Annotated in this window: 15 protein-coding genes; 11 read left to right on the forward strand and 4 right to left on the reverse strand. The window is 71.9% G+C overall.

Going from position 1 to position 20,902, the window contains the following annotated elements; all coding sequences use genetic code 11:
* Positions 1-40: 40 nt before the first annotated feature.
* Complete coding sequence (pepN, locus tag H566_RS0101530) at positions 41-2,746, forward strand: aminopeptidase N (RefSeq protein WP_028310033.1); 2,706 nt, start codon at positions 41-43, stop codon at positions 2,744-2,746.
* 184 nt (positions 2,747-2,930) lie between these two features.
* Here the strand turns inward: pepN and H566_RS0101535 are convergent, their stop codons facing one another.
* A complete protein-coding gene (locus H566_RS0101535) occupies positions 2,931-4,055 on the reverse strand; it encodes a methyl-accepting chemotaxis protein (RefSeq protein ID WP_034410267.1) in 1,125 nt (374 codons plus the stop codon).
* A gap of 328 nt (positions 4,056-4,383) precedes the next feature.
* On the opposite strand from H566_RS0101535, the gene H566_RS0101540 reads away from it, so the two are divergent.
* From H566_RS0101540 to H566_RS22300, 3 genes are all read left to right on the forward strand, one after another.
* The gene (locus H566_RS0101540; RefSeq protein ID WP_028310035.1) at positions 4,384-5,376 is read left to right on the forward strand and encodes a class 1 fructose-bisphosphatase; all 993 of its coding nucleotides are present in this window, start codon (positions 4,384-4,386) and stop codon (positions 5,374-5,376) included.
* An 11-nt stretch (positions 5,377-5,387) separates the two neighbouring features.
* Positions 5,388-5,990: a hypothetical protein gene (locus H566_RS0101545; protein WP_028310036.1), complete on the forward strand. Its 603-nt coding sequence runs from the start codon at positions 5,388-5,390 to the stop codon at positions 5,988-5,990.
* A gap of 133 nt (positions 5,991-6,123) precedes the next feature.
* Positions 6,124-6,456: a DUF6156 family protein gene (locus H566_RS22300; protein WP_034410270.1), complete on the forward strand. Its 333-nt coding sequence runs from the start codon at positions 6,124-6,126 to the stop codon at positions 6,454-6,456.
* Between the two features lie 92 nt (positions 6,457-6,548).
* Here H566_RS22300 and H566_RS0101555 read toward each other — a convergent pair whose 3' ends face one another.
* Entirely contained in the window at positions 6,549-7,526 is a 978-nt protein-coding gene (locus H566_RS0101555) for a quinone oxidoreductase family protein (protein ID WP_028310037.1), read from the reverse strand.
* A 200-nt stretch (positions 7,527-7,726) separates the two neighbouring features.
* On the opposite strand from H566_RS0101555, the gene H566_RS22305 reads away from it, so the two are divergent.
* Entirely contained in the window at positions 7,727-9,337 is a 1,611-nt protein-coding gene (locus H566_RS22305; RefSeq protein ID WP_156924258.1) for a hypothetical protein, read from the forward strand.
* A 13-nt stretch (positions 9,338-9,350) separates the two neighbouring features.
* Here H566_RS22305 and H566_RS0101565 read toward each other — a convergent pair whose 3' ends face one another.
* The gene (locus H566_RS0101565) at positions 9,351-10,388 is read right to left on the reverse strand and encodes a glycosyltransferase family 4 protein (protein ID WP_028310038.1); all 1,038 of its coding nucleotides are present in this window, start codon (positions 10,386-10,388) and stop codon (positions 9,351-9,353) included.
* Positions 10,389-10,397: 9 nt separating this feature from the next.
* The gene (locus H566_RS22310) at positions 10,398-11,357 is read right to left on the reverse strand and encodes a UDP-2,3-diacylglucosamine diphosphatase (protein ID WP_245591260.1); all 960 of its coding nucleotides are present in this window, start codon (positions 11,355-11,357) and stop codon (positions 10,398-10,400) included.
* A gap of 64 nt (positions 11,358-11,421) precedes the next feature.
* Here H566_RS22310 and H566_RS0101575 point away from each other — a divergent pair, with 64 nt between their 5' ends.
* The 6 genes from H566_RS0101575 to H566_RS0101600 all read left to right on the forward strand — a co-directional run bounded on the left by H566_RS0101575 (position 11,422) and on the right by H566_RS0101600 (position 20,803).
* Positions 11,422-12,963, forward strand: a complete 1,542-nt coding sequence (locus tag H566_RS0101575) for a M48 family metallopeptidase (RefSeq protein ID WP_156924259.1) — start codon at positions 11,422-11,424, stop codon at positions 12,961-12,963.
* A gap of 187 nt (positions 12,964-13,150) precedes the next feature.
* Complete coding sequence (locus H566_RS0101580; RefSeq protein ID WP_028310040.1) at positions 13,151-13,807, forward strand: ABC transporter ATP-binding protein; 657 nt, start codon at positions 13,151-13,153, stop codon at positions 13,805-13,807.
* 38 nt (positions 13,808-13,845) lie between these two features.
* Positions 13,846-16,845 (forward strand): ABC transporter permease, encoded by a 3,000-nt coding sequence (locus H566_RS22315; RefSeq protein ID WP_084544641.1) that lies wholly within the window; start codon positions 13,846-13,848, stop codon positions 16,843-16,845.
* 304 nt (positions 16,846-17,149) lie between these two features.
* Complete coding sequence (locus H566_RS0101590) at positions 17,150-18,907, forward strand: hypothetical protein (protein ID WP_156924260.1); 1,758 nt, start codon at positions 17,150-17,152, stop codon at positions 18,905-18,907.
* 66 nt (positions 18,908-18,973) lie between these two features.
* On the forward strand, positions 18,974-20,134 hold the full coding sequence (locus H566_RS0101595; RefSeq protein WP_051377830.1) for a lipocalin-like domain-containing protein: 1,161 nt from the start codon (positions 18,974-18,976) through the stop codon (positions 20,132-20,134).
* A 171-nt stretch (positions 20,135-20,305) separates the two neighbouring features.
* Complete coding sequence (locus H566_RS0101600; protein ID WP_028310043.1) at positions 20,306-20,803, forward strand: hypothetical protein; 498 nt, start codon at positions 20,306-20,308, stop codon at positions 20,801-20,803.
* The last annotated feature ends 99 nt before the right edge of the window (positions 20,804-20,902 follow it).

Below are 20,902 nucleotides of genomic sequence, written 5' to 3' on the forward strand. Positions count from 1 at the left end.
CCCCCGCCGCGCACCGTGACGGTGAAATTCGCGAGCCTTCATGCGCACCGACCAGCCCGTCACGATCCGCCGCCTCGACTACCAAGTTCCCGCCTATCTCGTTGACACCGTCGAACTCGACATCGCCCTCGATTCCGAGCGCACGATCGTCGAGGCCAAGCTGGGCATCCGCCGCAATCCCGCCTCGACCGCGCCGCGCATGCTCGTGCTCGACGGCGAGGCGCTCGAATTCATCTTGGCCACGCTCGACGGCCAGCCCGTCACGCCGGTCATCGCCGACAACCGCTTCACCCTCGCCGACGTGCCCGACAGCTTCACGCTCGTCACCGTCAGCGCCAACAAGCCGAGCGCCAACACCACGCTGTCGGGCCTGTTCATGTCGAAGAACGGCTTCTTCACGCAATGCGAGGCCGAAGGCTTCCGCCGCATCACCTACTTTCCGGACCGGCCCGACGTCATGGCGCGCTACCGCGTGCGCCTGAGCGCCGACAAGGCCCGCTATCCGGTGCTGCTCGGCAACGGCAACCTGCTGGAACAGGGCGAGCTGCCGGGCGGGCGCCATTACGCGGTGTGGGACGATCCCTTCCTCAAGCCGAGCTACCTGTTCGCGCTGGTCGCGGCCGACCTCGTGTGCGAGGAGCAGACCATCACCACCAACACCGGCCGCACGGCGCTGTTGCAGGTGTGGGTGGAGAACGGCGATCTCGACAAGACCCATCACGCGATGGAATCGCTCATCAACAGCATCCGCTGGGACGAGCAGCGCTTCGGCCTGGAGCTGGACCTCGACCGCTTCATGATCGTGGCGGTGTCCGACTTCAACATGGGCGCGATGGAGAACAAGGGGTTGAACATCTTCAACACCAAGTTCGTGCTGGCCAATCCGCAGGTCGCCACCGACATCGACTTCGCGAATGTGGAATCGGTCGTCGGCCACGAGTACTTCCACAACTGGACCGGCAACCGCGTGACCTGCCGCGACTGGTTCCAGCTGTCGCTCAAGGAAGGCCTCACGGTCTTCCGCGACCAGGAATTCTCGATGGACATGATCGCGGCGGCGGCGCCCAACGCGGCCGTCGCCGCCTCGGGCAAGGCCGTCAAGCGCATCGACGATGTGCGCACGCTGCGCGCCGCGCAGTTCCCGGAAGACGCCGGCCCGATGTCGCACCCGATCCGGCCCGACGAGTACCAGGAGATCAACAACTTCTACACGGCCACCGTGTACGAGAAGGGCTCCGAGATCATCCGCATGCAGCAGACCATCCTCGGGCGCGACGGCTTCCGGCGCGGGATGGACGAGTACTTCCGCCGCCATGACGGCCAGGCCGTCACCTGCGACGACTTCGTCGCGGCGATGGAAGCGGCCAATGCGCATCTGGGCGAGACGGCCGACTTGAGCCTGTTCCGCCGCTGGTACTCGCAGTCGGGCACGCCGGTGCTGAGCGCCGAGCGCGAATGGGACGGCAACACCGGCCGCCTCACCATCACCTTGAGCCAGCACACCGCGCCCTCGGTGAGCCAGCCGGTCAAGCTGCCGCTGCACATTCCGGTGGTGATCGGCCTGCTCGGCGCCGACGGTGCCGACCTGCCACTGCGCCTCGACGGCGAAAGCGGCCCGGCGCCGACCGAGCGCGTGTTGCACCTCAAGGAGGCGAAGCAGAGCTTCACCTTCACCGGCCTGCCCGCGGGCGAGGCCATGCCCGTGCCCTCGCTGCTGCGCGGCTTCTCGGCGCCGGTGGTGCTCGACCACGACCTGCGCGTGGAAGAACTCGCCTTCCTCATGGCGCATGACAGCGACGCCTTCAACCGCTGGGAAGCCGGCCAGCAGCTGATGCTGTCGGTCATCCACGCCCGCCTGCGCGGCGAGGACGCCGGCCTGCAAACCTCGGCGCTGGTCGAGGCGATGCACCGCACGCTCGAAGCCGACCTCGACCCGGCCTTCGTCGAAGTGGCGCTCACCCTGCCCGACGAGGCCTACATCGCCGAGACGCTCGACGTGGTGGACGCGCCCGCCATCGCCCGCGTGCGCGACGAGCTCAAGCGCCAGGTCGCCACCGGCCTCGAAGACTCGCTGCGCGCCCGCTACACCGCGCTCGGCGTGGCGCTCGCGGCCGCCGGCGAGTACCGGCCCGATCCGGCCAGCGCCGGCCGGCGCGGCCTGCGCAACCTCTGCCTGCGCTACCTCACCGAGATCGAAGGCGACGGCCTCCAGCTCGCGCGCGAGCAGTACGCGGCCGCCACCAACATGACCGACCGCTTCGCCGCGCTCACCGCCCTTGCCCACGCCGGCGCGGCGACGGCCGAGCTGGCCGACTTCTTCCAGCGCTACGAGAACGAGGCGCTGGTGCTCGACAAGTGGTTCACGCTGCAATCGACCGCCGCCCGCGTGCCTGACGGCAGCAGCCAGCCCTTCGTGCTGCATGTGCTGGGGCTGCTCAAGCATGCCGCGTTCAACCTGCGCAATCCGAACCGCGCGCGCTCGGTCATCCTCCAGTTCTGCATGAACAATCCGCGCCATTTCCACGCGGATGACGGCAGCGGCTACCAGCTCTGGGCCGAATACGTGCTGCGGCTCGACAGCCTCAACCCGCAGATCGCGGCGCGGCTCGCGCGCTCGATGGACCGCTGGCGCCGTCACACGCCCGAGCGCCAGGCCCGCATGCGCGAGGCGCTCCAGCGCGTCGCCGACAAGCCCGAGCTGTCGCCCGACGTGCGCGAGATCGTCGGCAAGGCGCTCGGCGCCTGACGCCGGACGCGGCGCAGCTGCAAGCCTTTGCAGCTGCGCCGACGCAGCAATGAAAACGGCCCGCGCGGCGCAATGCCGGCGGGCCGTTCTTCATGCATGACGCGCGTGTCGTGCGCCAATGAGGGCTGCGTAGATGAGCGACACGGGCCTGTCTTTCAAGCCCACCGCCGCGCGGCCATGCGCCTCAGGCGATGCGGAAGCCGCTCACTGCCTCCTGCAGGCGGCCGGCCTGGTCGCGCAGGGATTCGGCGGCGGCGGCGGCCTGCTCGACCAGCGCCGCGTTCTGCTGCGTCGTGCCATCCATCTGCTCGATGGCCGAATTGACCTGCTCGATGCCCAGGCGCTGCTCTTCGCTCGCGGCCGAGATCTCGGCCATGATGTCCGTCACCTGCTTCACGCTCGTGAGGATCTCGTCCATCGTCGAGCCGGCCTCGCCCACGAGCTTCGCGCCCACGTCAGCCTTGTCCACCGAGTTGCCGATGAGCTGCTTGATCTCCTTGGCCGCCTCGGCGCTGCGCTGGGCCAGCGAGCGGACCTCGCTCGCCACCACCGCGAACCCCCGGCCCTGCTCGCCCGCGCGCGCGGCTTCCACCGCCGCGTTCAGCGCGAGGATGTTGGTCTGGAACGCGATGCCGTCGATGACCGAGATGATGTCCACCGCCTTGCGGGCGCTTGCATTGATGTCGCCCATGGTGGCGACCACCTCGCCCATCACCGAGCCGCCGCGTGTCGCGACGTCGCTGGCCCGCATCACGAGCTGGTTGGCCTGGCGGGCGTTGTCGGCGTTCTGGCGCACGGTGGCGGTCAGTTCCTCCATCGACGCGGCAGTCTGCTCCAGGCTGCTGGCCTGGCTTTCGGTCCGCGCGCTGAGATCGGCATTGCCCGACGCGATCTCGCCCGAGGCATGAGTGACGGTCTCGGACGCGCCGCGCACCGATTGCATCGTCGCGGCGAGCTTCTTGCGCATCTGGTTGAGTTCGTGATTGAGCCAGGCGATTTCATCACGGCCCTCGGAGCTGATGCGCGTCACGAGATCACCCGACGCGATGCGCTGGACCGAGTCCACCAGCTGCTCGACCGGCTGGCGGATCGACTGCCGCAGCACCCAGCCGATCCAGCCACCGAAGACGACCGACAGCACGGTGGTCATGAGGATGAAGCCGGCCGCCGATTCGGCGGCCTTGGCATCGCCACCCGACATCTGCGCCCGCAGCGCCAGTTCGCCGACCACGCTGTTCACGATGATCAGCAGCACGAGTATCGAGACGCCGGCGGTGATGCGGGTCGTCAGGCGCAGGTTCTTGAGCATGGAAGATGCCTTTCTCCGGGAGCCACGCAACCCACGGTCGCGCGACGGCTTGTATGGTTGTGCGGCGGAGAGTGCTTGAGACCCGCAAGCACCGATGGCCTGAAAAGCCGTCGCAAATCCTCGGACATCCGGCGACATTCCCGCACGCGAAGTCACGCCGCGGCGCACCGGACCGGCAGCCCGCGCGCGGCGTCTTTACACTAGCGGTTCTGCTCGCGCGTACCCGCGCGCGAGTCCGCCCCGCGCCCGCGCGCGGTGGCCGGTGTCTTTCCCGCGCCCGACCCGCGCGCGGGCCTTCCGCAGTCGCACCCACAGCCACGTCACGACAATGACCCTTTCGCTCAAAGCCCATCTCACCGGTCACATCCGCGCCGGCAACATCGACCCCGCGCTCGCGCTCGTTCTCGAAACCGTGGCCGCCAACTGCCTGCGCATCAGCACCCTCGTGAGCAAGGGCGCGCTGGCCGCGATCATCGGCTCGGCCGGCACGGGCAACGTGCAGGGCGAGGAGCAGAAGAAGCTCGACGTCATCTCGAACGACCTGCTGCTGGGCGGCAACGCCTGGACCGGCGCGCTCGCCGGCATGGCCTCGGAAGAGCTCGACCATCCGCACGCCACCGGCTTCGACGACGCGCCCTACCTGCTGCTGTTCGATCCGCTCGACGGCTCCAGCAACATCGACGTCAACGTCAGCATCGGCACGATCTTCTCGGTGCTGCCGCACAAGACCGGCCTCAACCCGGCGCTCGACGAGGCCTATCTCATCAAGGGCCGCGACCAGGCCGCCGCCGGCTATTGCGTGTACGGCCCGCAGACCACGCTAGTGCTGAGCTTCGGCCACGGCGTCCAGGCCTTCACGCTCGACCGCGAGAACGGCGAATTCGTGCTGGTGGAGGCAGCCATGCGCATCCCGGCCGCGACCAAGGAGTACTCGATCAACGCGAGCAACCAGCGCCACTGGGAACCGCCGATGCAGCGCTACATCTCGGAGCTGCTGGCCGGCAAGGAAGGCCCGCGCGGCAAGGACTTCAACATGCGCTGGATCGGCTCGATGGTGGCCGACGTGCATCGCGTGCTCACGCGCGGCGGCATCTTCACCTACCCGCGCGACCGTCGCGAGGCCGACAAGCCGGGCAAGCTGCGCCTCATGTACGAAGCCAACCCGATGAGCTACCTCGTCGAGCAGGCCCACGGCAAGGCGACCAACGCGCTCGAGAACATCCTCGACATCCAGCCGACCAAGCTGCATCAGCGCGTGAGCGTGGTGCTCGGCAGCGCCGAGGAAGTGGACGTGGTCACGTCCTACCACACCGCCGGCTGAGGACTGCGGCCATGACGAAGGCGCCCGTGTCGCTCCCGCGCGCGGGCGCCTTTTCATTGCCCAAGCGCGCGACTGGCATCGACGCATCGGCCCGCCCGCCCGCGAGCGTCGGCGTGGCGACGCGCCGGATGGCGGACCTCCTGGCTCGGGCCGGGCTGCCGATGCTGCTGGCTGGCCTCGGCAGCCTCGCGGGCATGATCCTGCCCTCGGCTGCCGGCGCGGCCGAGACCGCCGCCGCGAACGGTCCCTCGCTGGTCTTGCGCGGTGACCGGCCGCCGGCGCTCGCCGCCGACAACGCCCCGCCGCCCACGCGCGCCGCGCTCGACGCCACACGCCAACGCCTCGCCGAGCGCGCCTATGCCGGCATCGAGATCGACCGCGTCGTGGTCGAAGGCTTCGCCGAACGGCGCAGCCCCGAGGAAAAGCTGCGCGAGCGGCTCAACACGCCCGACCGCCCCTTCCGCTCGCTGGCCGACCGCAACGGCGGCCTGCGCGCCGACCGCGATTCCTTCGGCCTGCGCAACGACTGCATCGCCGCGCAAGGCCCCTTCGCCTGCCGCGAAAGCGCCGCGATCGGCCGCAAGTCGAAGGAACACTGGATGGACGGGCGCTGACGCCGGCCAGGCATGTCGCCGGGCATTCCCCCATGACTTCTGCGGGAATTGCGCGAGAATCGCGGGCTGCCCGCCGGCCACGCGCGATTGCGCCCGGCCCGGCGCCCGTCAACCGCCCAACCGTTTCGCCGTCATGACCGTCACCACCGACACGCCCGTCCTGCGCCATTTCGTCACCTACACCGGCGTGAAACTGCCGCTCAAGCTGCTCGACGAAGTGCCCGAGTCGGGCCTGAGCAACCGCAACACCTTCTTCCGCGGCTGGTTCGACGCCGAGGAACGCGTGGTGAAGATCGAGAAGTCGGTGTACGGCGAGGTGGAGCTGCGCCACAGCTACGACTACCACCCGAACGGCCGCGTCGCGAAGGCGGTGATCGAGCTGGCCGACGAACAGACCACCGTCATGACCTTCGACGAGGATGGCGGCCTGCTCAGCTCCGAAACCTCCGAAACCGACGAGGACTGACCGGCGCGCCCGAAGGTCATGCCTTCGGGCCTGGCCGACACGGCCCCGACGGCAAGGCAGGCGCGGCCACGGCAGACCGGCCCGCCGGCCGCTCAAGGCACCAGCAGCAGCGACCCCGTCGTCACGCGCGAGGCCAGCGCCGTCTGCGCCTCGCCCGCGTCGGCCAGCGGGTAGCGCCGGCTGACGTCCGGCACGATCGCGCCGCTGGCGATCAGCCCGAACAGCTCGGCGCTCGACGGCTCCACCTGCTCCGGCGTCGCCGCATAGGTGCCGAGCGTCGGCCGCGTCACGAACAGCGAGCCTTTCGCCGCGAGGATGCCGAGGTTCACGCCGTCCACCGGCCCCGACGCATTGCCGAAGCTCACCACCAGCCCGCGCGGCGCGGCGCAGTCGAGCGAGATCGCCCAGGTGTCCTTGCCGACGCCGTCGTACACGGTGGCGACCTTCTTGCCGTCGGTGAGTTCGAGCACGCGCTTCACCACATCCTCGCCGCGGTAGTCGATGACCTCGGCCGCGCCGGCCTTGCGCGCGAGTTCGCACTTCTCGGGGCCGCCGGCGGTGCCGATCAGCCGCACGCCGAGCACCCTTGCCCACTGGCAGGCGATGAGGCCCACGCCGCCCGCCGCCGCATGGAACAGCACCGTGTCGCCCGCCTTCAGCTCGCGGATCTGGCGGAACAGGTACTGCACCGTCAGCCCCTTGAGCATCGAGGCCGCCGCCGCGTCGAAGCTCACGCCGTCGGGCAGCTTCACGAGCTTGGTCGCCGGAATGCGCTGCAACTGCGCATAGGTGCCGAGCGGACCGAAGGCCGCGCCCACGCGGTCGCCGGGCGCGAAGCCGGTTACGCCCTCGCCCACCGCTTCGACCGTGCCCGCCGCCTCCAGCCCGAGGCCGGACGGCAGCGACGGTGCCGCGTACAGCCCGGTGCGGTAGTAGATGTCGATGAAGTTCACGCCGATCGCCGCATGGCGCACGAGCACCTCGCCGGGCCCCGGCTGGCCGGGATCGTGATCGACGAATTCGAGAACTTCGGGGCCGCCGTTGCGGCTGAACTGGATGCGCTTGGGCATGGGAAAGCACCTGCTTGCTGGATTGCGATCGGGCCGACGACAGGGTCGCCGGAATGACGCAACGGTCGGACAGAAACAACGGCCCTCATGAACGGCCGCAATTCAAGGTTAAGAATGCGATCCAAGAGACTTTTGTCACATCTAGGCCCGCATGCGAAACAAGCCCAGTGTGCGTGGCAACACAACCCTTGGAGCTCACCTTGCGCCACACCCCACCATCGATAACACGGCTGCGCCAGCTTCTGGCGGGTTCCCTTGTCGCCCTGTCGCTCGGCCTTGCCGCCTGCGGCAGCGATGACGGCGGCAGCACGGCTTCCACGACGCCGACCACGCCCACCACGCCCACCACCCCGGCCAGCGCCGGCACGCTCAGCGGCACGGTCAGCGACTTCGGCAGCGCGGCCGGCCTGGCCGGCGTGACCGTCAGCGCCGGTGGCGTGAGCACCACTTCCACCGCCGACGGCACCTGGACGCTCGCCAATGTGCCCACCGCCGCCAGCGTGGTCGTGAGCTTCAGGCGCGACGGCTATGTCGAGCAGATCAAGACCACGACCTCGCTCGGCAGCAACGGCGCTACCGCCACCGTGAACACGCCGATGCTCGCCATCGGTGCCACGAGCAGCTTCAATCCGGCCAATGCGGCCACCGTCACCGTCAGCGGCTCGACCGCCGCCGTCGTGCTGCCGGCCGGCGCGCTGCGCACCGCCAGCGGCGCCCTGCCGAACGGCACCGTGAGCGCGACCCTCACGCCCATCCCGGTCACCGACAACCTCGACGTCATGCCGGGCAACTTCACCACCGGCGGCGGCGAGCGCATCGAGAGCTTCGGCGCGATCGACGTGGCCTTCACCGACTCGACCGGCGCGGCGCTCAACCTCGCGAGCGGCCAGACCGCGACCGTGCGCATTCCGGTGTCGACCCGCTCGGGCAGCACGCCTTCGACCATCCCGCTGTTCTATTTCAACCGCGCCACCGGCGTCTGGGTGCAGGAAGGCACGGCCTCGCTCGTCAGCGGCGCCGACGGCAGCTACTACGAAGGCAGCGTCAGCCACTTCTCGATCTGGAACGCCGACCAGGTCTACAACAGCGTGAACGTGATCGGCTGCGTGCAGGATGAAGCCGGCGCCCGCGTGGCCGACGCCTCGGTCACGAGCGAGGGCCGCGACTACAGCGGCACCGCCAGCACCCGCACCGACGCCTCGGGCAACTTCTCGGTGCCGATGAAGGCGAACGCGAATGGCGTGATCACCGCCGTGACCTCGGGCCGCTATTCGAGCGCGGTGGCGGTCGAGACCGGTTCCAACACCGTCACCCTGCCGGCCTGCCTGGTGCTCACGCGCGCCGCCGTGACGGTCAAGCTGTCCTGGGGCAGCGGCCCGAGCGACCTCGACTCGCACATGTGGGGCCCGCGCGCCGGCGACCACATCTACTACAGCAGCAAGGGCAGCCTGAGCAGCGCGCCCTACGTGGCGCTCGACGTGGATGACACCGACAGCTTCGGCCCCGAGATCGTCACCGTCGGCCGACTGGTGCCGGGCCAGACCTATCGCTACGCGGTCAACAACTACTCGCGCAGCTTCAACCCGGGCATGACCGGCTCGCCGGCGCGGGTCGAGCTGAATCTGAACGGCACGCTGCGCAGCTTCACCCCACCCGCCGGCGAGACCGCGTCCACCTACTACTGGTGGGTGTTCGACCTCGTGGTCGACAGCAACTGCAACGTGAACGTGGTGCGCAAGGACGTCTGGAGCAGCACGCCGCCGGACAACCCCAACATCACCGCGCCGGCCACCCTCACCTACTGCAACTGAGGCCGGCACCGCGTCAGGCGAGGGCCAGCCTCGCCTCGACGCGGACCAGCCGGTCCACGAAGCGCTCGGCCACCGCATCCCACGAGAAGCCGAGCGCATGGCCGCGCGCCACCGGGCGCGGGATGGCCAGCGCGGCATGGCAGGCGGCGGCCAGGTCGTCATCGAGCGCGCCGGCCGCCGACCCGCCGATCACATCCACCGGCCCCGACACCGGATAGGCCGCCACCGGCGTGCCGCAGGCCAGCGCCTCCAGCAGCACCAGACCGAAGGTGTCGGTGCGACTCGGGAACACGAACACGTCGGCCGCGCGATACACCGACGCCAGTGTCGCCACGTCGAGCCGGCCGAGAAAGCAAGCCTCGGGATGGCGCCGTTGCAGCCGGCCCAGCTCCGGGCCGTCGCCGGCCACCACCTTGCTGCCGGGCAGATCGAGGCGCAGGAAGGCATCGAGGTTCTTCTCGACCGCGAGCCGGCCGACCGTGAGGAAGCGCGGGCGCGGCAGCGCGCGCAGCGCCTCGGGCAGCGGCGCCGGCTCGGGCGGATCGGGCCGGAACAGGCCGGTATCCACGCCGTTGGGCATCAGCACCGCGTTGCGGAAGCCGTGACGCTCCAGATCGGCCAGCACGCCCGCGCCCGGCACCATCACCCGCGCCGCCGGTGCGTGGAAATGCCTCAGCCAGCGATAGAACGGCGCCGTCGGCAGCCCCGTGCGCAGCGCGAGGTATTCCGGAAATCGCGTGTGGTAGTGCGTGGTGAAGGGCCAGCCGCGCCGCAGGCAATGGCTGCGCGCCGCATGGCCGAGCGTGCCCTCGGTCACCACATGCACCGCGTCGGGCCGGAAGTCGTCGAGCCAGGCGCTCACCTGCCGGCCCGGCGCCCAGGCAAGGCGGATTTCCGGATAGCTCGGCAACGCGAAGCCGGGCAGACCCGCGCCCGACAGCACCTTCACCTCATGGCCGGCGCGCTCCAGCGCCGCCACCAGCTGCACCGTGCTGCGGACCACGCCGTTGACCTGCGGATGCCAGGCATCCGTCGCGAAGGCAATGCGCATCGCGTCCCTTCAGCGGTCGAGGCCGAGGCGCGCCATGACCCGCGCCGGCTCCCGCACTGCCGGCTGTGCCACCCCGGGCAGGGCTGGCACAGCCTCGCCGCCGGCCCGCGCGCGCCGCGCCTCAGCCGCATGGGCACGCACCAGCGCAGCCCAGTCGACGATCTCCAGCCGGCCATCGTGGTGCTCGACCAGCGCCGTGAGGCTCTCGACCCAGTCGCCGTCGTTGGCGTAGAGCACGCCATCGATCTCGCGCAGCTCGGCATGGTGGATGTGGCCGCAGACCACGCCGTCGAGGCCGCGCCGCCGCGTCTCGGCGGCGAGCGCCTTCTCGAAGTCTGTGATGAAGCCGACCGCGCGCTTGACCTTGTGCTTGAGGTACTTGCTGAGCGACCAGTAAGGCAGCCCGAGCCGCGCGCGCAGGCTGTTGAACCGGCGGTTGAGTTGCAGGGTGAACTCGTAGGCCTGGTCGCCGACGTAGGCGAGCCATTTCGCGTGCTGGATGACGCCGTCGTAGAGGTCGCCGTGCGTCACCCAGAGCCTCCGTCCGTCGGCTGTCTCGTGCACGGCTTCGTCGGCGATCTCGATGTCGCCGAAGGCCAGCCCGATGAACTGGCGCGCGGCCTCGTCATGGTTGCCGGGCACGTACACCACGCGCGTGCCCTTGCGCGCCTTGCGCAGCAGCTTCTGGATCACGTCGTTGTGCGTGCGGTGCCAGTAGAAGCCGCGTCTCAACTGCCAGCCATCGATGATGTCGCCGACGAGATAGAGCCGGTCCGACTCGAAGGACCGCAGGAAGTCGAGCAGGTGCCCGGCCTGGCATTCGCTGGTGCCGAGATGGATGTCGGAGATCCAGACGGCGCGGTAATGCGCGACGGCATCGTGGGCGGGCGTGGGAAGGGTTTCGGGTGGCACGGCGGCATGGTCGGCAGGGCCGATGACCCTCCGATGGCAGCCGGGTGACGTTCCCATGACCGCGCGGCTTGTCCCTACAATCGCGGCCCGCCGCTCCATGTTTGCGATCACTAACCGGAAGATGCCCTCGCCCTCGTACCGCGCCGACCTGCTTGCCCGCCTCGAAGCGCGGCTCGCGCGCGCGCCACGCGGCTTCGTGCGCCGCTTCGCGCTCGCCAGCACGGCGCTGTGGATCGCGCTGGGGCTCGGCGCGGCGGCGCTCGGCGGCTTCACGCTCGCGCTCAACCTGTCGCTGTGGCGGCATGCGGGCTGGCTGGCGCGCGCGGGCAATGCGCTGCCGCTGCTGGGCGCGCTGCTGCTGGCGCGCGCGGTGATCGGGGCGCTGGCGGGACGGCTCGATCCGCCCGAGGGCATCAAGATCCGCCCGCGCCACGCGCCGGCGCTGTTCGAACTGCTGCGCGATCTCTGCCGCAAGCTCGACGCGCGCGAGCTGCACCGCGTCGTCATCACCGCCGACTTCAATGCCGCGCTGGTGCAATCGCCGCGCTTCGGGCTGTTCGGCGGGCATCGCAACACGCTGGCGATCGGGCTGCCGCTGCTGTGCGCGCTCGACCGCGAGGAGCTGGCGGCGGTGATCGCGCACGAGCTGGCCCACATCACCGAGGCGATGCCGCTGCAGGCGCGGCTCTATCGCCAGCGCGGCACCTTCGTGGCGCTGCGCCAGCGCGCGCGGCTGCGGCTGCGCGACACCGGCGCGATGTCGGCCTGCATCGCGCGCCGCATGTTCGACGGCATCGCGCCCTGGTACGAGCCGCGCAGCCTGGTGCTCGCGCGCCGCCACGAGATCGAGGCCGACGCGCTCGCCGCGCGCACCGTGGGCGCGACCACCGTGGCGCGCGCCCTGGTGCGCATCGAGCTGGTCGAGAGCTGGATGCAGGAGCGCTTCTGGCCCGGCCTCTACGCCCATGCCGACAGCCAGCCGCTGCCGCCCTGGCTGCCGCATGTGTCGATGGTCCGGCACATCGCCCGGGGCTGGCGCGGCTGGAGCGAACCCGGCCGGCTGGTGCGCGCGCTGACGCGCGGTGCCCTGCCCGGCGACACCCATCCCGGCCTCGCGGCGCGGCTCGCGGCGCTCGACCTGCGGCCGATGCCGCCGCCGCCCGTGCCGCCCACCGAGACCGCCGCCGCCACGCTGCTCGGCCCGGCCACGCGCGAACTGGCCAACGAACTCGATCGCCGCTGGTGGAACCGCCACGGCCGCAGCTGGCGCCGGCGCCACGAGCGCATGCGCCGCGCCACCGAGCGGCTGGAGCAATGGCGCGGCCGCCCGCTCGACAGCCTGACGCCGCAGGAGCAGGAGGAATGCGCCGTGCTGCTGGCCGAGCGCGGCCAGCGCGAGCATGCCGCCACGCTGTTCGAGCATGTGATCGAGCGCGCCCGCGACGCGGCCCGGCCGCGCTACCTCTACGGCTGCCTGCTGCTCGCCGGCAACGACGCGCGCGGCCTCGACCTGCTGCTCGCCGCCGCCGTCCTCGAACCCGAGATGCGCGACGACTGCCAGCGCGCCGGCCTGCGCTGGTTCGCCGACCACACCGACAGCCGAGGCGCGCGCGACTGGATCAGGCAACTCGACCGCGTGGCGCGCGACGTCCGGCGCGGCTGAAGCGCCGCGCCCATGCGGGCAGCATGGCCGAGTGCGCCGCGCCCGCCGCGCTCGCACGCGCATCGCGGGCGCAGCAGCCCGCCGCGCAACAGCGCGTGCGCCGGCGTGACAGCCGGCGGCGGCTGACGGAACCTCGCGGCGCGCGGCGCGTCCGACCGCGCCCGCCCCGTCTCCACCGCCGCCCCCGATGCTCGAACTCCTCCGCGTCACCAAGTCCTACGGCCCGCGCGCCCTCGTGCGCGATCTCGATCTCAGCGTCGCGCCCGGCGAATACATCGCCGTGATGGGCGAATCGGGCATCGGCAAATCGACGCTGCTCAACATGGTCGCGGGGCTGGAGCCGATCGACGCCGGCGACATCCGGCTCGACGGCGTGTCGGTGCCGGCGCTCGACGAAGCCGGCCGCGTGCGGCTGCGGCGCGAGCGCATCGGCTTCGTGTTCCAGGCCTTCCATGTGCTGCCGCATCTGACGCTGGCGCAGAACGTCGCGCTGCCGCTGCTGCTCGCCGGCCTCGGCGCCGACGAGCGCGAGGCCCGCGCGCGCGAACTGCTCGGCGCCGTCGGCCTCGGCGCGCGCGCCGACGGCTGGCCGCGCGAACTGTCGGGCGGCGAATTGCAGCGCGTGGCGATCGCGCGCGCCCTCGTCCACCGCCCGCGCCTGCTGCTGGCCGACGAACCCACCGGCAACCTCGACCCCGACACCGGCGCCTCGATGCTCGACCTGTTCGAGACCCGGCTGCGCGCGAGCGGCGCGGCGGCGGTGCTGGTGACGCATTCGCACGAGGCGGCGCGGCGCTGCGACCGCATCGTCAGGCTCACGCGCGACGGGCTGGTGGCGGCATGAGCGACGCACGCGATCGCGCGCCGGCCGACCGAGCCTCCGTGGAAACGGGCACCACGCGCCGACCCGGCGCCGCGCCAGCGCTTCCGCGCGCGAGCTGCCGGGCCGCCGCGCGCGCGCTCGCCGGCCTCGTCCGCCAGTCGCTCGCCGGCGAATGGCGCGCCCATCCGCTGCGGCTGGCGGTCGCGCTGCTGGCCATCGCGGCCGGCGTCACGCTCGGCTTCGCGGTGCATCTGGTGAACGCCTCGGCGCTCGACGAGTTCTCGACCGCCGTGCGCCAGACCGCAGGCAGCGCCGACCTGCAATTGCGCGGACGCGGCCTCGCCGCCGGTGACGGTTTCGACGAGGCGCTGTTCGACTACCTGCTCGGCACGCCGGGCGTGGCGGCCGCCAGCCCGGTGGTCGAACTGGAAGCACGCGTGATCGGCGTGGAACGCGGCGCGCGACCCGGACCCGCGCCGCAGGGCGGTTCAGGCGCCGACGGCGCGCCGGACGCTCGCGCGGGTGCCGACGGCACGCCGGACCGCGCAACAAAGGCCGACGGCACGCCGGACCGCGCCACGAAGCCCGACCGCGCACCGACCGGCGACAGCGCCGTCGGGCCGCGCCCGGCCCGGATCACTCTCGTCGGCATCGATCCGCTGCGCGCGCTCGCCGTCACGCCGGCGCTGCTCGGCCAGCCCGCCGAGGGCGCCGACCTGCGCCCGCTCGATCCCGACGCGGTCTTCTTGTCGGCCGCCGCGCAGACGGCGCTCGGCGCCGCGCCGGGCGACCGGCTGCTGCTCGCGCCGCCCGACGGCGGCCCGGCGCGCCGGCTGGTCGTGGCCGGCTCGGTGCCGGGCGCGAGCGCCGGCCGCAGCCTCGCGGTGGTGGACATCGCGCTGGCCCAGGCCGGCTTCGGTCGCGTGGGCAGGCTCAGCCGCATCGACCTGCGCCTCGCGCCGGGCAGCAATGCGCGCGCCTTCGCGGCCGGGCTGGCGCTGCCGGGCGACGTGGTCGCGGCCGAGCCGGCCATCGACGAGCAGCGCGGCGCGAGCCTGAGCCGCGCCTACCGCGTCAACCTCAACATGCTGGCGCTGGTGGCGCTGCTGACGGGCGGTTTTCTCGTCTATTCGGTGCAGTCGCTGGCGGTGCGGCGGCGGCTGGTGCCGTTCTCGCTGCTGCGCGTGATCGGCGCGTCGCGGGCGCAGGTGACGGCGGTGGTCGTGGCCGAGGGGCTGCTGCTCGGCCTGGGCGGCGCGGCGCTCGGCATCGCGGGCGGCGGGGCGATGGCGGCGGGCGTGCTGCGGTTGCTCGGCGGCGATCTGGGCGGCGGCTATTTCTCCGGCGGCACGCCGGCGCTGCTGTGGTCGTGGCCGGCGGCGGGCGTGTTCACGCTGCTGGGCCTGGGCGCGGCGCTGGCCGGCAGCCTGTGGCCGGCACGCGCGGCCGGGCGGATCGCGCCGGCGCGCGGGCTCAAGGGCATCGACGACGACGGACCGGCGCGCGCCGATGCCCGCGCGGCGTCGATCGGCGATGGCTCGGCCGCGAGCGGCGACGGCACGGTGCGGATGGGCGGCGGCACCGCCAGGCCGCGCACGGGTCCGCATCCGCGCCTCGCCGCCGCGCGCCGTCTGTTGCCCGGCCTTGCGCTGCTCGCGGCCGGCACCGGCCTGGCCTGGCTGCCGCCGCTCGGCGGCATCGCGCTCGGCGGCTATGCGGCGATCGCTGCGCTGCTCGCGGGCGGGCTGTGGCTGATGCCGGCGCTCGCGGCGCTGCTGGCGACGCCGCTCGGCCGGCTCGCGGCGCGCTCGCGCTCGCCGGTGCTGGCGCTGGCCTCGGCGCGCGTGGCGCACAACCCGGCGCGCGCCGGGACGATGCTCGCGGGCGTGGTCGCCAGCTTCAGCCTCATGGCGGCGATGGCGATCATGGTGGCGAGCTTCCGCCATTCGGTGGACGACTGGCTCGGCCAGATCCTGCCGGCCGACGTCTATCTGCGCCTGGGCGCGAGCGGTGGCCTCACGCCCCGGGCCGAGGAGGAACTCGCGCGCCTGCCCGGCGTCGCCTCGGTGGAGTACGCGCGGCTGGCGCCGCTCGCGCTCGATCCGCAGCGGCCCAACGTGCTGCTGATCGCGCGGCCCATGCCCGACGCGCGCGCCGCCGCCGAACGGCTGCCGCTGGTCGAGGGCAGCACGGTCGAGCCGGCGCCCGATGCCGGCGCCGGCTCGACCGCCACGCCCGCCGGCGCCGGCTCGGCTGGCGCGGCCGGCGGGCGTTCGGCATCGGCGAGCCGGGCCGGCACCGCCGCGCCGATCCCGATCTGGGTGTCGGAGGCGATGGTCGATCTATACGCGCTCGCGCCCGGCCGCGTCGCCACGCTGCCGCTCGGCCCGGCCGGTGACGCGGTATCGGTGCGCGTGGCCGGCGTGTGGCGCGATTACGCGCGCCAGTTCGGCGCCATCGTCATCGACCGCGACCGGCTCGCCGCCGTCGCCGGCCGGCACGCGCCGTCCACCGATGCGGCCTTCCGCCTCGCCGCCGGGGCCGCCGCCGAGCCGCTGGCCGCCGCGTTGCGCGCCCGGCCCGACCTCGACGGCGCCGACATCGCGCTCACGCGTGACATCCGCGCGCTCAGCCTGCGCATCTTCGACCGCAGCTTCGCCGTCACCTATCTGCTCGAAGCCGTGGCGGTCGCGGTCGGCCTCGCGGGCGTGGCGACCGCCTTCGGCGCCGAGGCGCTGGCGCGTGCCAAGGAGTTCGGAATGCTGCGCCACCTGGGCGTGGCGCGCGGCCAGATCGTCGCGATGCTTGCCGTCGAAGGGGCGCTGCTGGCCACAGCCGGCGTGCTGGCCGGACTGGCGCTGGGCGCGGCGATTGGCGCGGTGCTGGTGTTCGTGGTCAATCCGCAGAGCTTCCACTGGACGATGCAATGGCATGCGCCGACCGGCCTGCTGGCGGGCGTGGCCGCCGGGCTGGTCGCGGCGGCGGCGCTCACTGCCGTGCTCGCGGCCCATCGCGCGGCTTCGGCCTCCGCCATCGCGGCGGTACGCGACGACATCTGAAAGCGAAGTCGCCTCACCTCTTGAGGTCGCTCAAAAATACTTAGTAACAGCGCGCAGTCATAGATGGCGAAGCGAGGGCACACCCGATACAAAGTGAGGACATTCCGCTCACGATGGAATGATTTTTCATAGGAATAAGTTCCTTTTGCTAGGTAAATCTAGGAAAAATCCTGTGTACTAACTCTAAGCTTTGGTTGCAGTCAGTGCCCGGAATGCCACGCCAGATGCATGGCAGCAAGAAAACTCGGGCATTGCCACCTAATCCAGTCGGGTTAGGTGAGCAATCCCATCACAGGAAGCCACGATGCCCCGCCTCACGTTCCCGCCGAATTCCAGCCGTCTGTTGCGCGACGCCCTGTCACTCACATTGACGCTGGCCCTGGCCGCCTGCGGCGGCGGCGGCGGTGACGGTGGCGGCAACCCCGCCGGGGCCGCCAAGGCCGACGTCGCCGCAGCCGGCGCCTCCGGCCTCGCCGGCGTGCCGACCGACAAGATCGCCGCATGGCGCCGGGTCGGCTTCGCCGAGAAGAGTCTGGCCCGCAGCACCTTCGAAGACCTGCCCGACGACGAACGCAGCGCCGCCCAGATGATGGCCACCAGTGCCGACCTCGGCACCACCGTCGGCACCACGATCGTCACCACGCCTGCCCGCGCCAGCGCCGCCGCGGTCCAGCCGACGCGCACCTGGCAGGCACCGGCCGACACCGGCAGCGGCATCGACTACCCGATCGAGCGCTACCGCTCCTGGGTCGTGCGCTCCCACGCGGCGGTCATCACCGACGGCGGCCATGCCGTTACCGCCTGGTTCGTCGACAACGGCTTCGGCAACGCCTACTTCCGCGCGCTGCACCGCGATGCCGGCAGCTCGGCCTGGGTCATGCGCGACCTGCCGATGGGCTATCTCGATCCGGACGGCTTCCAGGGCTTTTCTGAACTTCAGCTGGTCACGGTCAACGGCAACGACGTGCTCGCGGTCTGGAGCTGGCGCGACACCTTCCACGGCGAGGTGCGCGCGGCCTACTACTCGGCTGCGACCGGCAGCTGGAGCGGCCCCTACACCGTGCCCGGCAGCACCTTCGACGGCGTGAATCTCGACAACCCGCCGCGCATCGTTCCCGACGGCCAGGGCGGCGCCATTCTCGTCGGCATCGGCGGCCCGGCCAGCGACGACAGCGGCTGGCAGCAGCTCGGCCTGTGGGCAGTGAAGTTCGACCGCGCCACGCTCGGCTGGAAGACGCCGTTCAATCTGCGCATGCTCACGCGCGACTTCACCTGGGAAGGCGCGCCCGACGTGCACACCACGGCCGACGGCAAGCTGTTCATCGCCTACACCACGCGCTGCCTGCCGACCGCGCGCACCGCCACCTGGGTGCAGCTCTACGACCCGACCACCAATGCCTCGCGCTGGCCCAACCTGCTCTCGGTCGAGCAGCTGCGCGCCTACGCGCCGAAGATCCTGCCGCTCAACTACGGTCGCGCGGTCATCACCTGGAGCGGCAGCGAAGGCGAGACCGGCGCCTGGTGGCGCCTGATCGGCCCCGACACCTGGCCGCTCACCGCCGCCGCGCGCATCACCGGCGCGCCGTCGGACGCGCGCGTCGCCTCCACCGGCACCAATGACGCCTTCCTGTTCTGGAGCGACGGCGCCCGCCCCACCGCGCAATGGAAGGCCCAGCGCTACAACGGCGCCACCAAGGTCTGGGGCGCGCCCGCCGACCTGTTCACCCAGACCGGCGACTACGCCACGCCGCCGCAGTTCCAGCGCGACGGCCTCGGCAACCTGGCCGCCGCCTGGGATGCGGGCGACACCAGCAGCACGGCCCAGGAAGTGCGCCTGCGCCGCTGGAGCGCCAGCAGCGCGAGCTGGGGCGCGCCGAGCACGCCGGGCGCGCACGCGGTACCGACCGGCAGTGCCGGCTACGCGCTCACCTACCCGCGCCTCGCCAACCATGCCGACGGCCGCATGAGCCTCTACTGGACCGACACCACCGGCTACTACGGTCAGGACAGCCCCTTCGTGGCCAACGTGGTGGCGCACATCTGGCACGCCGACTGGAAGTGACGCGCCCCGCCCGAGTGCGGCCGGGAACCGCCGGCGCATGAGACAGGCCAAACTCGGCCTTTCCTCATGCCCGGCATCCCAGTGCACCGCTCCGACTCCTCCGCTCCGCCGCATGCCGGTCGCCGCCGCGCCTGCGGCCTGCTCATCGCCGGCGCCGCGACGCTCGCGCCGGCGGCAGGCCCGGCAACGACGGCCGCCGAACCGCCCTTCGCCGAACCCCGGCGCGGCCAGCCGCTCGTCTTCCCGCGCGACCACGGCGCCCATTCCGGCTTCCGCACCGAGTGGTGGTACCTCACAGGCTGGCTCGACGCCGAGCGCGACCCGCTCGGCTTCCAGATCACCTTCTTCCGCAGCCGACTCGACGTCGGCGCCAATGCCGCCTCGCGCTTCGCGCCGCGACAGGTCGTGTTCACGCATGTGGCGCTGAGCGATCCCGCGCTCGGCCACGCGCTGCATGACGACCGCGCCCTGCGCGCCGGCTTCCGCGACGCCATCGCCGACGACACCGACGCCCGCCTCGTCCTCGGCGACTGGACGCTCGCCCGCGACGCCGCCTCCGGCCACTGGCGCGCCCGCCTGCCCGCGCGCGACTTCGCGCTCGACCTCGACTTCGCGCCGACCCAGCCGGTCATGCTCCAGGGCGACGCCGGCTGGTCGCAGAAATCGCCCGCGCAACCCGGCCGGCCCATCCCCGCCAGCCACTACTACTCGCTGCCTGCCCTCGCCGTGACCGGCAGCGTCACGCGCGACGGCCGTGCCCGCGACGTCGCCGGCCGCGCCTGGCTCGACCGCGAATGGTCGAGCCAGTACCTCGCCGCCGACGCCGCCGGCTGGGACTGGCTCGCGCTCAACCTCGACGACGGCGGCGCGCTCATGGCCTTCCGCATGCGCCGCAAGGGCGCGCCCGACGCGCCGCCGCTGTGGCAGCACGCCGGCCTGCGCGCCACGCCCGACGGCCCGGTCACCGATCCCGGCCCGCCGCGGCTCACCCCGCTGCGCTGGTGGACCAGCCCGCGCAGCGGCGCGCGCTACCCCGTGGCGATGACGCTCATGGTCGGCGGCCGCCGCCTCGTGATCGAGCCGCTCATGGACGACCAGGAACTCGACTCGCGCCGCTCGACGGGCACCATCTACTGGGAAGGCGCGGTGCGCGCGACCGAGGACGGCCGCCGCGTCGGCCTCGGCTACCTCGAACTCACGGGCTACTCGGGCCAGCTGAGCGTGTGACCGGGCAGCGCCCGCTGCCTGCGCGATTCACCGCGGCGCCCGTCGCTGCCGCGCCGCCGCGGGGCCATCCCCTGGCGGCCGTCCGCGCCTGTCACCTTCCCGACAATCCGGGCAAGGCACCAAACCTGCATTCACCCGCCTCCGGCGCCCAATCACTACACGGAGGACCCTGTGATCTACGTTGTCGAAGAACCCAAGCAAGGCGGCGAGGCGAAGGCCTGGTTCGCCTTCGATCAGCAGGATTTCATCCGCAAGGTCCACGCCCTCGGCGGTCGCGAGCCCTGGGAGATCTACGACATCACGAGCGCGCGCGAGCTGCTCGACCTGTTCGACAAGACGCCCGACACCCCGGGTGCCAAGGACGACTGTCCGGCCATCTTCGCGCTCGGCGAGGCCCACGGCTGGGACACGCCGCTCTACCGCGCCGACGCCCTGCTCGGCGCGGGCGTCTACCAGCCCGAGAAGGTCGAGGAGAAGGACGCCTGCGCGGCCGTGATCGCCCTTGCCAACAAGGACGGCATCACCCACGTCCTGTGGAGCGACGCCGAGGCCATCGCCGCGCTCGACAGCGACCCCGAGTTCGACAAGGCGACCCACTTCTGGGCCCGCTACGCGCTGCGCGACCAGATGGTGGCGCTCGAAGTGCTGGAGGAGAACGGGCCGATCTGAGGTCGACCCGGTGCCGCCCGGCCCGCCTACGCGTGGCCGGACACGCGTCGCCATCACCCGACCCCTGCGGCATCCGTCACGGAATCCGCCCGCGCCCTG

Source organism: Derxia gummosa DSM 723 (assembly GCF_000482785.1).
Classification (GTDB): Bacteria; Pseudomonadota; Gammaproteobacteria; order Burkholderiales; family Burkholderiaceae_E; genus Derxia; species Derxia gummosa.